This window comes from Micromonospora sp. B11E3 (assembly GCF_039871625.1).
Classification (GTDB): Bacteria; Actinomycetota; Actinomycetes; order Mycobacteriales; family Micromonosporaceae; genus Micromonospora.
Genome location: NZ_JBDPMC010000001.1, coordinates 1 through 15632 on the forward strand (window position 1 = coordinate 1; position 15632 = coordinate 15632).

At 74.4% G+C, this 15632-nt stretch carries 15 protein-coding genes; 6 read left to right on the forward strand and 9 right to left on the reverse strand.

Going from position 1 to position 15632, the window contains the following annotated elements; all coding sequences use genetic code 11:
- On the reverse strand, window positions 1-189 hold a 189-nt coding region (locus ABGB16_RS00005), incomplete at its 3' end, for a hypothetical protein (protein WP_347665829.1).
- A 218-nt stretch (window positions 190-407) separates the two neighbouring features.
- On the opposite strand from ABGB16_RS00005, the gene ABGB16_RS00010 reads away from it, so the two are divergent.
- Window positions 408-1754 carry an aspartate aminotransferase family protein gene (locus ABGB16_RS00010; protein ID WP_347665830.1) on the forward strand — a complete coding sequence of 449 codons (1347 nt, stop codon included), beginning with the start codon at window positions 408-410 and terminating at the stop codon, window positions 1752-1754.
- Between the two features lie 48 nt (window positions 1755-1802).
- On the opposite strand, the gene ABGB16_RS00015 is transcribed toward ABGB16_RS00010, so the two are convergent.
- Window positions 1803-2168, reverse strand: a complete 366-nt coding sequence (locus tag ABGB16_RS00015; protein WP_347665831.1) for a DUF3499 domain-containing protein — start codon at window positions 2166-2168, stop codon at window positions 1803-1805.
- A 174-nt stretch (window positions 2169-2342) separates the two neighbouring features.
- Here ABGB16_RS00015 and ABGB16_RS00020 point away from each other — a divergent pair, with 174 nt between their 5' ends.
- Window positions 2343-2792, forward strand: a complete 450-nt coding sequence (locus tag ABGB16_RS00020; RefSeq protein WP_145775288.1) for a metallopeptidase family protein — start codon at window positions 2343-2345, stop codon at window positions 2790-2792.
- A 44-nt stretch (window positions 2793-2836) separates the two neighbouring features.
- Here ABGB16_RS00020 and ABGB16_RS00025 read toward each other — a convergent pair whose 3' ends face one another.
- The gene (locus ABGB16_RS00025) at window positions 2837-3094 is read right to left on the reverse strand and encodes a WhiB family transcriptional regulator (RefSeq protein WP_007074725.1); all 258 of its coding nucleotides are present in this window, start codon (window positions 3092-3094) and stop codon (window positions 2837-2839) included.
- A gap of 741 nt (window positions 3095-3835) precedes the next feature.
- Here ABGB16_RS00025 and ABGB16_RS00030 point away from each other — a divergent pair.
- Window positions 3836-4057: a hypothetical protein gene (locus ABGB16_RS00030; RefSeq protein ID WP_347665832.1), complete on the forward strand. Its 222-nt coding sequence runs from the start codon at window positions 3836-3838 to the stop codon at window positions 4055-4057.
- A gap of 94 nt (window positions 4058-4151) precedes the next feature.
- Here the strand turns inward: ABGB16_RS00030 and ABGB16_RS00035 are convergent, their stop codons facing one another.
- Both ABGB16_RS00035 and ABGB16_RS00040 read right to left on the reverse strand, forming a co-directional pair.
- Entirely contained in the window at window positions 4152-6713 is a 2562-nt protein-coding gene (locus ABGB16_RS00035; protein ID WP_347665833.1) for a bifunctional FO biosynthesis protein CofGH, read from the reverse strand.
- A 175-nt stretch (window positions 6714-6888) separates the two neighbouring features.
- Window positions 6889-7845 carry a hypothetical protein gene (locus ABGB16_RS00040; protein ID WP_347665834.1) on the reverse strand — a complete coding sequence of 319 codons (957 nt, stop codon included), beginning with the start codon at window positions 7843-7845 and terminating at the stop codon, window positions 6889-6891.
- Window positions 7846-7946: 101 nt separating this feature from the next.
- On the opposite strand from ABGB16_RS00040, the gene cofD reads away from it, so the two are divergent.
- Window positions 7947-8900: a 2-phospho-L-lactate transferase gene (cofD, locus tag ABGB16_RS00045; RefSeq protein WP_347665835.1), complete on the forward strand. Its 954-nt coding sequence runs from the start codon at window positions 7947-7949 to the stop codon at window positions 8898-8900.
- Window positions 8897-9985: a coenzyme F420-0:L-glutamate ligase gene (locus tag ABGB16_RS00050; RefSeq protein ID WP_347665836.1), complete on the forward strand. Its 1089-nt coding sequence runs from the start codon at window positions 8897-8899 to the stop codon at window positions 9983-9985. Before cofD ends, ABGB16_RS00050 begins: the two co-directional genes overlap by 4 nt.
- 12 nt (window positions 9986-9997) lie before the next feature.
- On the opposite strand, the gene ABGB16_RS00055 is transcribed toward ABGB16_RS00050, so the two are convergent.
- The 4 genes from ABGB16_RS00055 to ABGB16_RS00070 form a co-directional block, all read right to left on the reverse strand.
- Window positions 9998-11002 (reverse strand): winged helix-turn-helix domain-containing protein, encoded by a 1005-nt coding sequence (locus ABGB16_RS00055; RefSeq protein WP_347665837.1) that lies wholly within the window; start codon window positions 11000-11002, stop codon window positions 9998-10000.
- 337 nt (window positions 11003-11339) lie between these two features.
- Complete coding sequence (locus ABGB16_RS00060) at window positions 11340-12374, reverse strand: hypothetical protein (RefSeq protein WP_347665838.1); 1035 nt, start codon at window positions 12372-12374, stop codon at window positions 11340-11342.
- Window positions 12375-12466: 92 nt separating this feature from the next.
- Window positions 12467-13558, reverse strand: coding sequence for a sugar phosphate nucleotidyltransferase (locus ABGB16_RS00065; RefSeq protein WP_347665839.1), 1092 nt, complete (start codon window positions 13556-13558; stop codon window positions 12467-12469).
- 63 nt (window positions 13559-13621) lie between these two features.
- A complete protein-coding gene (locus ABGB16_RS00070) occupies window positions 13622-14767 on the reverse strand; it encodes a glycosyltransferase family 1 protein (protein ID WP_347665840.1) in 1146 nt (381 codons plus the stop codon).
- 151 nt (window positions 14768-14918) lie between these two features.
- Between ABGB16_RS00070 and ABGB16_RS00075 the strand changes: the two genes are divergently transcribed.
- Window positions 14919-15608, forward strand: a complete 690-nt coding sequence (locus ABGB16_RS00075; RefSeq protein WP_347665841.1) for a TIGR03089 family protein — start codon at window positions 14919-14921, stop codon at window positions 15606-15608.
- Window positions 15609-15632: the final 24 nt, after the last annotated feature.

Here is a 15632-nt window from a genome sequence, read left to right on the forward strand (position 1 = left end):
GCGCAGAGCCAAGCCGGCGCGCAGAGCCAAGCCGGCGCGCAGAGCCAAGCCGGCGCGCAGAGCCAAGCCGGCGCGCAGAGCCAAGCCGGCGCGCAGAGCCAAGCCGGCGCGCAGAGCCAAGCCGGCGCGCAGAGCCAAGCCGGCGGGGCGATAGCACAGACGGGGCAGCTCCACAGCGTCCGCGCCCACCCACTGCGCCCCGCCGCGACCCGCCGGACGGCAGGGCCTCCACACGGCTGGCCGTCGATGCGAAATCCGTTGCCATCGCCGTAAGCACTCGCTGATTCCGTCGCTGTAGGCGGCATACGCCACCGATACCACTTGATTTTCCCCTTACGGCTGTGCGATAACCGTGGGCAGAGCGGCCGATGTCACCCCTGACCGGCCCGAGACCCGATGGGGCTGACATGGCCAACGCCACCGACCACCTCTGGATGCACTTCACCCGGATGGCCAGCTACTCGGCCGGCGAGGTGCCGACAATCGTCCGCGGCGAGGGCGCGTACGTCTGGGACGCCCGGGGCCGCCGCTACCTGGACGGGCTCGCCGGGCTCTTCGTCGTCAACGCCGGCCACGGCCGCACGGAACTGGCCGAGGCGGCCGCCAAGCAGGGCGCCGAGCTGGCGTACTTCCCGCTCTGGTCGTACGCCCACCCGAAGGCCATCGAGCTGGCCGAGAAGGTGGCGTCGTTGGCCCCGGGCGACCTGAACCGGGTCTTCTTCACCACCGGGGGCTCGGAGGCCGTCGAGTCGGCGTGGAAGCTGGCCCGGGCGTACTTCAAGCGCGTCGGCAAGCCCACGAAGTTCAAGGTGGTCAGCCGGTACATCGCATACCACGGCACCTCCATGGGGGCGCTGTCGATCACCGGGCTGCCGGCCATCAAGACCGACTTCGAGCCGCTGGTGCCGGGCGCGGTGAAGGTGCCGAACACGAACTTCTACCGGGCGCCGGAGCACGGTGACTCCCCCGAGGCGTTCGGCCGCTGGGCCGCCGACGAGATCGGCCGGGCCATCGAGCGGGAGGGGCCGGACACCGTCGCGGCGGTGTTCCTGGAGCCGGTGCAGAACTCCGGCGGCTGCTTCCCGCCGCCGCCCGGCTACTTCGAGCGGGTACGCGAGATCTGCGACGCGTACGACGTGCTGCTCGTCTCTGACGAGGTGATCTGCTCGTGGGGCCGGCTCGGCGAGTACTTCGGCGCCACCCGGTACGGCTACCAGCCGGACATCATCACCACCGCCAAGGGCATCACCTCCGGGTACGCCCCGCTCGGCGCGATGATCGCCAGCGACCGGCTGATCGAGCCGTTCCTCACCGAGACGGGCATGTTCGCCCACGGGGTGACCTTCGGCGGCCACCCGGTCTCCTGCGCCGTGGCCCTGGCCAACCTGGAGGTGTTCGCCCGGGAGGACCTGCTCGGGCACGTCCGCGCCAACGAGGACGCGTTCCGGGCCACCCTGGAGAAGCTGCGCGACCTGCCGATCGTCGGCGACGTCCGGGGCGACGGGTACTTCTACGGCATCGAGCTGGTCAGGGACAGGGCGACGCGGCAGACGTTCAACGAGGCCGAGTCCGAGCGGCTGCTGCGCGGGTTCCTCTCCACGGCCCTGTTCCAGGCCGGGCTGTACTGCCGGGCCGACGACCGGGGCGACCCCGTGGTGCAGCTCGCCCCGCCGCTGGTCGCCGAGCAGCAGCAGTTCGACGAGATGGAGCAGATCCTGCGCGCGGTGCTCACCGAGGCGTGGGCCCGGCTGTAGCGACGGGCCACCCTCTTCGCCCGCTACCTGGGCCACTGACCCCGCGGGTCAGTGGCTGGGGGGAATGACGCGCAGGTGGCCCCGGCGGCCCGTCTGCGGGTTCTGCGGGGCGGCCTCGTCGTCCGGGGGGCGCGGGGGCGCGGGGCGGGCGGCCTCGCGGACCGCCTCGGCGAGCGCGACCAGGTCGTCGGTGGTGGGCGGCGGGGGCTCGAACTCGCCCTCGTGGCGCACCACGTTCCAGCCCCGGGGGGCCGTCAGGCTGCGGGCGTGCGGCTCGCAGAGGTCGTACGTGTGCGGCTCGGCGAAGGCCGCGAGCGGCCCGACGACCGCCGTTGACTCGTTATAGACATAGGTCAACGTGGCGACCGCTTGCCGGGGGCAGCCGTTTCGGGAGCAGCGCCGTGGTGACCTCACGGCGGGAGGGTATCTCCAATACCGGGTCCGGCGCACCGGTTCGCGTTGCGACACGCCCATCGCGGAGATCACAATTCGCAGCATCCGACGGAAGCGGGGCGGTCCGGCCCGCCCGGCACGCCGCAGGGCGGGCACAGCCGCTGCCCGGGCGGCGACGGGGCTACCCTGTGCTGCATGACGAGTCCGGAACACCGCCGCCCCGGCGCAGGCCGGCGCGCCCACCGTGACCGGCACGGGCGGGGCCTGCGCGGGCGGCTGGTCCCGGCGACCGTGCCGCTGGCCCGGACCAAGGCCGAGGTCTTCGACGACCTGGTGCTGGACACCGTCGAGTCGCTGGAGCGGCGGTTCGCCAAGGAGTTGGCCGGCGTCGAGTTCGCGGTGGAGGACGTGCCGCCGGACCTGAACGTCTACGACTCCGACGTGCTGGAGGACGGCGAGGTGCCGCTGGCCCGGCTCCTGCCCGGGCGGCCCGGCCGGCAGGAGGTGCCGCCGCGGATCGTGCTCTACCGGCGGCCGCTGGAGTTCCGCGCCATGGATCGGGAGGATCTGGCCGACCTGGTCCACGACGTGATCATCGAACAGGTGGCGAACCTGCTCGGGGTCGACCCGGACGAGCTGGCCTGAGCCGCCGGGCCCGGGCGGCCCCCACCGCCCAGACCCGGCAACGCTCAGGCGGCCCGCCGCTTGAGCTTGCGGCGCTCCCGCTCCGAGAGCCCGCCCCAGATCCCAAACCGCTCGTCGTGGCCGAGAGCGTATTCCAGGCATTCGGTCTTGACCTCGCACCGCGAGCAGATCCGCTTCGCCTCGCGGGTCGAGCCGCCCTTCTCGGGGAAGAACGCCTCCGGATCGGTCTGGGAGCAGAGTGCCTGCTCCTGCCACTCCGGCGCGTTTCCGAGCAGGTCGGCCACCTCGAGCTGGCCGTCCATCTAAAGATGCCTCCTTGTCGCGCACCGGCGTCGTCGCCGCTGCAACCCCCCACGCGAAAGGCGTGCTTGTCCGTCCGGTCCGAATTTGTTGCGTTCGGTGCGAACAACCCCATTCAAATTACACGCGCGTAATGCGTGCGGCGTCAAGCCAAACTTGATAATGGAGTCGCCCTCCCGACACGCCACGGACGACCACTCCGGCCGCCCGGCCTCGCAACCTGCCATATCGATTCAGACCCCGGACGAGTAACGCCCTCCTCGGCGAGTTGCCCGACTTTTCTGCCGTGGCGGGCCACCGACCGACGCCGCCGGACGCGCCGGCGACGGCCCCGACGGAGGCGCCCACCACCATGCTGATCTTGGTGGGACAGGTTAACGCGACTTGGCCGTGATCGCCCGTCAGGCCGGAGACGGGGGCGATCGTCCGGCTCACATTGTGGACGGAACGCTGCGGGCGAGCCGATCCGCGGGCACGCCTCGACGCGTACGCGGCGCTGGTCGCCGCGTGGTCCGGCGGCCCGGCCGCAGGCGACGGACGCCACGCCGGCGGCTGTGCTCCCGTCCCACCAGACGGTATGAGCCCGCGGGGCGAGCCCTGGACGGGACGCGCCGCGGAGGGCCACGTGCCGCACCCGGCGCACCCGCCCAGCCGGGTGATCCGGGGCGTCACCTGAGCGACCGGGCCGGGCCCCGATCCGTGGCCGTGCGCGCACCGTCCGGCGTGGAGGCGACCACCCCGTCGTGACCGCCGGCACGCGGATCGACGGTCCGACCCCGTCGCCGTGGAGCACCGCGAGCCGGTCCGGGGCCATGGCCGCCGGCACCCACGTGGCCGGGCGGCGCGGCGCGGAGAAAACTGTTCGGATTCACGATCCCGGTCGCGAATTCGAATCCGGTACGTCGTCTGACGAACACGAAGAAGTTCGGTCCGCCGACGGACAGTTGCGGCGCCTGACGAATTGACACCCATCGTCAGAAGGTCCGGAAAACGGACCCACCCCGCTGGAGGCGGCCCCGTCTCGACTCGCTGCCGGCGAGAAGCGGAAAGGCCCGACGGTTACGGGCGCGCGTCGCCGTACGCGGTCGTGCGCCTGCGGGCGGGCCGCCCGGCCGCCGCCGCGATCGCCCGCAACTGCTCCTCGGTCCGCGCCGAGCCGTTGCCCGAGCCGGCCATCCGGGAGATCGTCTCCTCCATCAGGGTGCCCCCGAGGTCGTTGCAGCCGCCGCCGAGCATCGCCACCGTGCCGGCGTCGCCCAGCTTCACCCACGAACACTGGATGTTGTCGATCCGCCCGTGCAGCAGCAGCCGGGCCATCGCGTGCACCACCCGGTTCTCCCGCCACGTCGGCCCCGGCCGGGCGATGCCGGCGAGGTAGATCGGGGCGTTGGTGTGCACGAACGGCAGCGCCACGAACTCGGTGAACCCGCCCGTGCGGTCCTGCACCCCCGCCAGCACCCGGAAGTGGGCCAGCCACTGCCCCGGGTGGTCGACGTGGCCGTACATCATCGTGGAGCTGGACCGGATGCCCAGCTCGTGGGCCGTGCCGACCACCTCGACCCAGGCGGCGGCCGGCAGCTTGCCCTTGGTGAGCACCCAGCGCACCTCGTCGTCGAGGATCTCCGCCGCCGTGCCCGGGATGGTGTCCAGACCGGCCTCGCGCAGCGCCGTCAGCCACTCCCGCACCGACACCCCGGCCTTCGCCGCCGCCGTCGCGATCTCCATCGGGGAGAACGCGTGCACGTGCATCCCCGGCACCCGGGCCTTGATCGCCCGGATCAGGTCGGCGTACCCGGTGACCGGCAGCTTCGGGTCGATGCCGCCCTGCAGGCAGACCTCCGTGGCGCCGGCCGCCCACGCCTCCTCGGCCCGGTCGGCGACCTGGTCGACGGAGAGCCGGTACGCGTCGGCGTCCCGCTCGCGCTGCGCGAAGGCGCAGAACCGGCAGCCGACGTAACAGACGTTGCTGAAGTTGATGTTGCGGTTCACCACGTAGGTGACGTCGTCGCCGACGGCGTCGCGGCGGACGTCGTCGGCGATCCGGCAGAGCTGGTCCAGCGCGGGCCCGTCGGCGGCGAACAGGGCCAACGCCGCGTCGGTGTGCCGCGGTTCGAGCAGGGCCGCCGGATCGTCGGCGGCCAGGCGCAGCCCGGTACGCAGGTCCCGGTCGCCGGCGCCGACGGTCGACCCGGCCGCCGCCACCGCCGTGGCGGGCCCGGATGGCCGCGCGCCCACCCGGCTGGCATCGACCTGGGCGGCGACCTCGGACCAGTCACCGTAGACACTGTCGAAGTCGCCGCGGCGGTCCCCGGTGCGTCCGGTGGTGTCGATGGTGGCGTGCAGGTCCGTCCGGCCGCCGAAGACCTCCTCGGGCTCCTGCCAGGGACGACCCACCGGACGGGCCGCCTCGACCGCGAGGCCCGTCGCCGGGTCGGCGAGCGCCGTGACGTGCGGCAGTACGCGCGGATCCAGCCACGGGTCGCCGGCCCGGACGTACTCGGGGTAGATCGTCAGCCGCTCGCGCAGGGTGAAACCGGCCTTCTCCGTGTGCCGGGCCAGCTCGTCCAGCCGCGGCCAGGGGCGCTCCGGGTTGACGTGGTCCGGGGTCACCGGCGAGACCCCGCCCCAGTCGTCGATGCCGGCGCGCAACAGCAGGCCGTACTCGCCGGCGATGAGGTTCGGCGGGGCCTGGATGCGGGCCTTCGGGCCGAGCAGCACGCGGGCCACCGCCACGGTCGCGGCGAGGTCGTGCAGCTCGGCGTCGGGCATGCCGCGCATCGCGGTGTCCGGCTTCGCACGGAAGTTCTGCACGATCACCTCCTGGAGGTGGCCGTACCCGCGCTGGGCCCGCCGGATCGCGAAGAGCGCGTCGACCCGCTCGGCGAGGGTCTCCCCGATGCCGATCAGGATGCCGGTGGTGAACGGCACCCCGACCCGGCCGGCGTCGTCCAGCACCCGCAGCCGGACGGCCGGCTCCTTGTCGGGCGAGCCGAAGTGCGGGCCGCCCGGGGTCGACCAGAGCCGCGTCGCCGTGGTCTCCAGCATCATCCCCATGCTCGGCGCGACGGGCTTGAGCCGTTGCAGCTCCGACCAGGAGAGCACCCCCGGGTTGAGGTGCGGCAGCAGCCCCGTCTCCTCCAGCACGGCCACCGCGCAGGCGCGCAGGTAGTCCAGCGTTGAGTCGTAGCCGCGCGCGTCCAGCCACTCCCGGGCCGCCGGCCAGCGCTCCTCGGGCCGGTCGCCGAGGGTGAACAGCGCCTCCTTGCAGCCCTGGGCGGCGCCCTCGCGGGCGATCGCCAGCACCTCGTCCCGGTCGAGGAACGCGGCCGGGAGCCGGTGCGGCACGGTGGCGAAGGTGCAGTAGTGGCAGCGGTCGCGGCAGAGCCGGGTCAACGGGACGAAGACCTTCTTGGAGAAGGTGACCACGCCGGGGCGCCCGGCCTCGCGCAGGCCGGCGTCGCGGATGTCGCCGGCCACCCGGAGCAGCTCGTCCAGGGCGGCGCCCCGGGCGGTCAGAAGGGCGGCGGCCTCGTCGACGTCCAGCGCCCGGCCGGACGCGGCCCGGCGCAGCGCCCGTTCCACGGCCGCCGCGGTGGGGTGGGACTCGGTGCGATCAAGCATTCGCCCAGCCTATGCGCTGCGCCGCCCGTCCCGGCCCGCCGGTGTTCCGGCGCGGAACGGACCTCGAGTGGACGGGCGGCGCGCGACAGGCCTGGGGTGGACGGGCGGCGCGCGACGGACCTGGAGTGGACGGGCGGCGCGCGACAGGCCTGGGGTGGACGGGCGGCGGCGCGGGTCAGTGCGGCTGGTTCGGGTCGTCCCGGTTGAAGCGCTGGGTCCGGTCGCTGTCGTCGGCCTGCTGACCGGCGCCCCGGCCCGGCTCGGGGAACTGGCCCGGTTCTCCGAACTGGCGCGGGATGGCCTGGGTCGGCTCGGCCGACGGCGGCTGCCCGAACGGCGGCGCGGGCTGCGCCGGCACGAACGGGGGCACGGACTGCGGCGCCGGGGACGGCGGGGCCGACTGCGGCGCGACCGGGTACGGGGGCGCCGACGCCACGTTCGGCTGGCCGTACTGGCCGGCGGCCGGGCCGGGCCGGCCGACGACCGGGTACCCGCCGGGCTGGGGCGGGACGGACCAGCCGGCCGGCTGCCCGGCGGGCCAGCCGCCCTGCTGGCCCGGCTGACCGGCTTGCTGCTGCGGCCAGCCCGGCTGCGGCTGGCCGTACACGCCGGGCTGCGGCTTCGGTTTGGGGGTGTGGTAGAGCGTGCTCCAGACCTTGAACACGACGAACCCGGCCGCGGCGAAGATCGCGAGCATGGCCAGGCGGGTCAACAGGCCGAGGAACGCGTCGAGCACCTCCCCGTCCGCCAGCCGGCCGACGGTCGAGACCAGGAAGGTCAGCCCGCCGAAGAGCGCGCCGAAGGCGTACTCGCCGAGCGCCACCTGGGTGATCAGCTTCGCCCGCGGCGTCACCGGGGCCAGGTGCGTGACGAGCAGCACGGCCAGCACGGGCAGGACGCTCGCCTCGATGCCGGCGAACGTGGAGAAGGTGATCGCCGCCCGGCCGTCGAAGCTGCTGTACTCGGTCGGCGCCAGCAGCCGGATCAGGCCGGTGAAGAGCAGCACGGCGTTCGCGCCGAGCAGGACGAGCGCGATCAGTTCGCGCAGGGGCCCGGTGAGCTGGGCCGCAGGCGTGGCAGCGTGGGACGCGGGCGCCGCGTCGGGCGACGCGGGCTCGGCGGGGCTGGTCACGAACTCCCCCTTGGTGGCGTTGTCGGACGGTTTGCCGACGTGAGCCTAGTCTCCCGGGCCACCGCCGCCCCGACGGCGTCGGGTGGGGAAGGATGGACGCCATGCGCATCGTGGTTCTGGCCGGCGGCATCGGGGGCGCCCGGTTCCTGCTCGGCGTCCGGGCGTACGCCCGGGAGGTGGGGGCCGAGGTGACCGCGGTGGTCAACGTCGGCGACGACCTGTACCTGCACGGGCTCAAGGTCTGCCCCGACCTGGACAGTGTCATGTACACCCTGGGCGGCGGGGCCGACCCGGAGCGGGGCTGGGGCCGGGTCGGGGAGACCTGGACGGTGAAGTCGGAGCTGGCGGCGTACGGCGCGGAGCCGAGCTGGTTCGGCCTGGGCGACCGGGACCTCGCCACCCACCTGGTGCGCACCACCATGCTGAGCGGCGGTTATCCGCTGTCGGCGGTCACCGAGGCGCTGGCCACCCGCTGGCAGCCCGGCGTACGCCTGCTGCCGGCGACCGACGACCGGCTGGAGACGCACGTGGTGGTGAGCGACCCGGGCGGCGGCGACCAGCGGGCGATCCACTTCCAGGAGTGGTGGGTGCGGCACCGGGCCGAGATACCCACCCACCGGTTCGTCTTCGTCGGCGCGGAGAGCGCGAAGCCGGCCCCCGGGGTGCTGGACGCGGTCGGCGCGGCCGACGTGGTGCTGCTGGCCCCGAGCAACCCGGTGGTCAGCATCGCGCCGATACTGGCCGTGCCCGGGCTGCGGGAGGCGGTCGGGGACGGGTCGGCCCCGGTCGTGGGGATCTCCCCGATCATCGGCGGCGCGGCGGTACGCGGCATGGCCGACCGGTGCCTGGCCGTGCTCGGGGTGGAGTGCAGCGCCGCCGGGGTGGGCGGGCTCTACGGCGGCCGGGCGGCCGGTGGGTTGCTGGACGGCTGGCTGGTGGCGCCCGAGGACGAGGAGACGGTGGTGCCGGACGTGACCGTACGGGCGGTGCCGCTGCGGATGACGGACGAGGCGGCGACGGCGGCGATGGTCCGCGCCGCGTTGGAGCTGACATGAGGCTGGAGATCCGGCCGGTGCTGGGCATCGGCGACGTGACCGAGGGTGACGACCTGGCGGCCCTGATCGCCACCGCCGCGCCGTGGCTGCGTGACGGCGACGTGCTGGTGGTGACCAGCAAGATCGTGTCGAAGGCGGAGGGTCGGCTGGTCGACGTGCCGGCCGACGGCCCGGAGCGGCTCGTCGCCCGCGACGAGGTGCTGGCCGCCGAGACCGCCCGGGTGGTGGCCACCCGGGGTGCGACCCGGATCGTGCAGACCCACCACGGTTTCGTGCTGGCCTCCGCCGGCATCGACGCCTCGAACGTGGACAAGACCCGTCTCGTGCTGCTGCCCAAGGACCCGGACGCCTCGGCCCGGGCCCTGCGGGCCACGCTGCGCGAGCGTCACGACCTGGACGTCGCGGTGATCGTCAGCGACACCATGGGCCGGCCGTGGCGCAACGGGCTGACCGACGTCGCGCTCGGGGTGGCCGGCATGCCGGCGATCCGCGACCACCGGGGCGAGGTCGACCCGTACGGCAACGAGCTGCAGCTCACCCAGATGGCCGTGGTGGACGAGCTGGCCGGCGCGGGCGAGCTGGTCAAGGGCAAGTGCGACCAGGTGCCGGTGGCGGTGGTGCGCGGCTACCTCACGGCCGCCGGCCCGGAGGACGGCCACGGCGCGGCCGTCCTCGTGCGTGACGCGGAGCTGGACCTGTTCTCGCTCGGCACGGCCGAGGCGCGGGCGGCCGAGCTGGCCGCCGGCGCGGTGCTGCCCGACGGGCCGGGCGACGCCCCGGCCGATCCGGCGGCGGTGCGCCGGGCGATCGCCGCCGTGGCCGATGTGATCGCCCCCGGCACGGTCCTCACCCACGTCACCGACGACGAGGTACGCGCCACGCTGGTCGTCACGGTTCCCGGCTGGCCGGAGCGGGCCACGGGCCTGATCCTCGGCGAGCCGGCCGCCCCGGTCGACCCCGCCGACCTGGTACGTCTCGGCGCCGACCTGCAGCGGCTGCGCACCGCGCTGGCCGCCGAGGGTGTTCCGTCGGCGCTGCTGCCGCCGCCCGCCGGCAGCACGGCCAGCGCCTGCCTGGCGATCTGACACCCGGGCGGATCAGGCGGCGTCGAGGACGGCGCGGCCGAGCGGCGTGAGCGTGTGCAGGACCCGGTTGCGTTCCCGCCGGCTGACCAGCAGCCCGGCGCCGCGCAGCACGGTGGCGTGCTGGCTGGCGGCGGCCGGCGAGATGCCCAGCCGGCGGGCCACCTCGCCCGTGGTGCAGCCACCGTCGGCGGCCTCCAGCACGGCGGCCCGGGTCCGGCCGAGCAGTGCGGCCAGCGCCTCCCGGCCGGCCGGCCCCGCGCGGCCGCCGCCGTCGCCCTGCGGCGGGCCGAGGCCGCCCAGCCGGTCCACGGGGTAGACCAGCACCTGCGGCAGGGCCGGATCGAGCAGCGCCACCGGGGTACGCGCGCAGAAGAAGGACGGCACGAGCAGCAGGCCCCGCCCGGCCAGGTGCAACTCCCGGCTGTCCGGGTAGCCGTCGACCTCCAGCGCCCCCGCCTCCCAGCGGGCGTGCGGGCGGAGGCTGGACAGCAGCCCCTCCACGCCCCCGTCCAGCAGGGCCCGCGCGCGGCGCGTCCGGTCCGCCTCCACGGCCGCCTGGATGCGCGGCCAGTACGGCGTCAGCGCCAGCGTCCGGTACTGCTCCATCGACTCGGTCAGCCGGCGCAGCATCTCGGTCTCGCCCCGGGCCAGCCCGGACGCGCAGCCGGGCAGCGTGTGCTCCTCCGCCAGCACGGCCAGGTCACGGCGCAGCCGCGGGACCGGGGTGCTCCGGATCGCCTCCAGGCCGGCCTCCGGGCCCTGCGCGCTCTGCTGGGGGGTGAGGAAGTCGGGGAAGTATCCCCGGCTCGGGTTCAGCGCGAAGAGCAGCCGGAGCTGGTCCCGGTCGACCTGCTGGTGCAGGTCCCGCGTGACCTCCCGGCGCCAGCCGGCGGTCAGCGGATCGTGGCTGTGCAGGCGGAGCAGGTGGACGCTGAGGACGAGTTCCCAGAACGGGTCGGCCCCCGGGGCCACCCGGGTGCGGAGAAGGTCGTCGGCAGAAAAGTGGATCTTCAGCATGGAGCGCTCCCGTGCCGGCGGACAGAGGGCGTGCCACTGACCGTTCGCACTGTACCTGGCTGGCGAAAATCTCCACTTTTCAGCGTGGGCTGAAAAACCTCGACGGCCGGGGCGGTCTTCGGCAAGCTCAGGGGTGCCCCGCGCCGGGTCGCCATCCTCGGCGCCCGTCCCGCGGTGCCCGAGGGGCCCGGGAAGGGTCCGGCGGGCGGGTGGCACCACGAGGGTCTGCGGCTCCATTCCGCAGAGGTGCCGCCCGCCGCCAGCGGGGTAGGGAAGGGCGCTGCTCAACGCCTGCGGCAGAGCGGGACTCCCTCCTCACGGCCCGCGGCAGGGCCGCTCAGCCGAGCCAGAGCGCCACCCGGTGGTCCTCGTCCGTGACGTACCAGCAGCGGCCGTCCACCTCGGCCAGCCCCTCCACGTGGTGGAACGGCGCCAGGTCGGCCACCAACTCGGCCGGCACGAGATGCCCCGACGCCTTCTCCGGCCAGAACCGGACGTGCCGCGACGTCACCTCGCCGCCCTGCGGGTGCTCGTCGAGCAGCACCGAGCCCTTGCCCAGCGCGTCGATCGAGCCGACGATGGCGGCGTACCCGCCGGTCGCCAGCGGCGCCACCGCCCGGAAGCCGGTGAGGGTGCCCGATGGGGTGACCCCGGTCAGGGCGTACGCCCCGACAGCGCGCGGCCAGCCGCCCCCGGTGAACATCTCCGGCACCCCGGTCAGCTCCACCAGGATCGGCTCGCCGGCGGCGGTCACCGGGAACCGGAGGCCGAGCAGCACCGTGCCGTGCGGGGTGAACGCGGCGGCCTCGACGTTGACCGGCAGGTCCCCCTCGGCCAGCCGGCTCACCCAACTCTTGGCCCGGGCGGCGCCCCGGGCCACCGTCTCGACGATGAACCGCTGCCGCACCCGCTCCCCCGGCGGTAGGGTGCTCAGCTCGGCCCCGGCCAGCGCGTCGTTGATCGCCCGGTGCAGCCGGAACCGGTTGCGCACCACCCGCACCGGCAGTCGTCCCCCGACGGCGTCGTCCTCGCGGAACCGGGCCACGAACGCCCGGCGTGGACGCAGCGGGCCGCGCTTCGAGCCGAAGTGCGAGCCGAAGACGTACACCCAGCCGTCGTGGTGGGCCAGCGCCTCGCCGTCCTCGGTGCGGCCGTTCTCCGCGCCGGCGTCGGCGTCGACGTGCTGGGCGGTCCACTCGCCGTCCTCGCGTTCCAGCAGCAGGGCCAGGCACTGTTCGACCGGCCCCTCGTCCAGCACGGTCCAGAAGCCGCGCCGGGCCCGGTGGGCGGCGAGCAGAGCCGGCGAGCGTACGGGCAGCAGGTCGCTGGCCTCGTTGCCGGCGACGACGAACTCGACCAGTCGCAGCGTCACCCGGCCAGCGTACGGAGCCGGTGCACCTGGAGTGGGCGGCGGGAAGGGTCCCCTGTTGACGCTGTGCGCCGACAAGGGACCCTTCCTTCCAATCAGATGTAGCCCTCCTCGCCGCGGCTCTTCAGCTCGTCGACCAGGGCTTTGACGTCCTGGGCCCGGTCGCGCGGGCAGACCAGCAGCGCGTCGGCGGTGTCCACCACGATCAGGTCGCGCACGCCGAGCACGGCGACCAGCCGGCCGGACTGCGGCACCACCACCAGGTTGCTGACGTCCCGCAGCAGCACGCCCGGCTTGGCGTCCGCGCCGAGGACCACGTTGCCGTCCGGGTCGGCCGGGAGCACCTCGCCGAGGGTGTGGAAGTCGCCGACGTCGTTCCAGCCGAAGTTGCCGGGCACCGTCGCCACCCGGCCGGCCGCGGCCGCCCCCTCCATCACCGCGTAGTCGACGGAGATCTTCGGCAGGGTCGGCCAGACCGTGCCGAGGACCTCGTCCTGCTCGCGGCCGCCCCAGGCGGCGGCGATCGCGGTCACCCCGGCGTGCAGGGCCGGCTGCTGCCGGGCCAGCTCGGCCAGGAACACGTCGACCCGCCAGACGAACATGCTGGCGTTCCAGAGATGGTGCCCGGATCGCAGGTACGTCTCGGCCACCTCGGCGACCGGCTTCTCCTTGAACTCCAGCACCGGGCGCAGCGGCCCGTCGCCGACCGGCTCACCGGTGTGCAGGTAGCCGTAGCCGGTCTCCGCCCGCGTCGGGGTGATCCCCACCGTCATGAGCAGCCCCTGCTCGGCGCCGCGCACCGCCTCGCGGACCGTCGCCACCCAGGCGTCGGCGTCGCGGATCAGGTGGTCCGCGGCGAAGGAGCCCATCACCGCCTCCGGCTCGCGCAGCGCGATCACCGCCGCGGCGAGCGCGATGGCGGCGCAGGAGTCCCGGGGTGAGGGTTCGACCAGGATGTTCTCCTCCGGCAGGCCGGCCAGTTGCCGCGCCACCGCCGCGACGTGCGCGGCTCCGGTGACCACCAGGGTGCGGTCCGGTGTGGTCAGCGGCCCCAGCCGGTCCACCGTCGCCTGGAGCAGCGACGCGGGGGTTCCGGTGAGCGGGTGGAGGAACTTGGGATGGCCCGCGCGGGACAACGGCCACAACCTTGTGCCGCTGCCGCCCGCCGGGATGACGGCGTAGAGCATCAGCACATCATGCCCGAACCACCACGGTACGGACGGGGGTCCGCCCGTACCCGGGGCGGAGCGTCAGGCGCGGGCGCGCCCCCACGCCGCGAGGTGCACCTCGGCGCTGGACTCCCACGTGAACTCCTTGGCCCGGTCGAAGCCGGCCTTCGCCAGCGTCAGCCGACGGTGCTCGTCGTCGAGCAGCGCCGCCAGGTCGGCGGCGATCTGGGCCGGGTCCTCGCTGGTGTAGGCCACCGCGTCGCCGCCGACCTCCGGCAGCGACAGCCGCGGGGTGGTCAGCACCGGGGCGGCGCAGGCCATCGCCTCCAGGATCGGCAGCCCGAAGCCCTCGCCGTACGAGGGGTAGGCGGCGACCAGGGCGCCGCCGAGGAAGCCGGGCAGGTCGGCGTAGCGGAGGTAGCCGGGGCGCAGCAGCCGCAGGTGGGACGGGACCTCGGCGACCGCGCGGTCGATGTCGTCGTCGTGGCCCTGGCCACCCGCGACGACCAGCGCGGGCGGGTCGGCCCGGTCGGCCACCGCCCGGGCCCAGCCGCGGATCAGGTTGGGTACGTTCTTGCGCGGCTCCTTGGCCCCGAGGAAGGCGACGTAGCTGCTGTCGCCCAGCCCCAGCCGGGCCCGGACGCGGGCCTTCTCCTCCTCGCCGGGGGCGTGGAAGGCGGCGTGGTCGACCCCGTGGTACGCGACGTCGATGCGGGTCGGGTCGGCGTCGAGCAGCCGGATCAGCTCGTCCCGGGTGGCCTTGCTCGGCACGATCACCCGGTCGGCCCGGCGCAGCGACGTCTTGATCGCGCTGCGGAAGAACGTCCGCCGGGACTTGTCGTAGTGCTCCGGCTCGGTGAAGAACGTCGCGTCGTGCACGGTCACGGTGACCGGGCAGCCGGCCCGCAGCGGGCAGGTGTAGAAGGGCGAGTGCAGCACCTGCGCGCCGACCTGCTGGGCCAGCATTGGCAGGCCGGTCTGCTCCCAGGCGAGCCGGGCGGGGCGGTGGGCCACCGCGGCCGGCGCGGCGATCACCTCCGCGTTCGGCAGCATCCGGGCGTAGCGCTCCTGGTCGGTGCGCAGGCTCACCACGACCAGGTCCACCCCCTGGCCGCACACCTTGCCGAGGGCGCCGAGCAGACCGTCGACGTATCGACCGACACCGCCTCGGTCGGCGGGGACACTCGTGGCGTCGATGAGCACGCGGGGCGGGCGACCGGCGGTCACGGGGCGACTCCTTGCGATGGTGGATCTGTGGGGAACAACACTCCGGGCAAGACTACGCCCGTGCCGGCCCGGGACGCTGACTGCGACCCGACCGTACGTCGACTTGTCGCCGTCATCGGGTGCGGGCGCCGGGGGCGTATCGTTCGCGTCGATGGCTGACAACATTGCCCGGGTGTTCGCCGACGCGATCGCACCCGATCCCGCCCGCCCCCTGCTGACCTGGTACGACGACGCCACGGGCGAACGCACCGAGCTCTCCGGCGCCACGCTGGCCAACTGGGTGGCCAAGACCGCGAACCTGCTGGTGGACGAGGTGTCCGCCGGCCCCGGCGAGGCGGCCGGGGTGCTGCTGCCGCCGCACTGGCAGACCGCCGCGGTGCTGCTGGGCTGCTGGTCGGCGAGGCTGGCCGTGGCCGACCGGCCGGGCCCGGTGGAGGTGCTGTTCGCCGCCGCCGACCGGGCGGCCGAGGCGGACGCGTGGCCGGCCGGGGAGCGGTACGCCCTGGCGCTCGCCCCGTTCGCCCTGCCGCTGCGGGAGGTGCCGCCCGGCTTCGCCGACTACGTGGTCGAGGTGCGGCGGCACGGGGACTACTTCAGCCCGTACGCCCAGGGCGGGCCGCAGGACGCGGAGCTGCTGGCCCGCGCGGCCGCCCGCGCGGCGGAGCTGGGGATGAGCGCCGGCGACCGCCTGCTGCTCGACGCGACGGTCCACCCCGACCCGGTCGACTGGCTGCTGGCGCCCCTGACGATCGGCGCGACGATCGTGCTCTGCGGCAACCTCGACCGCGCCCGCCTTGAGTCACGGGCAACCTCGGAAAAGACCACCCGCACCCTGACCTGACCGTCACCCCGCTCCCGCCCCCGC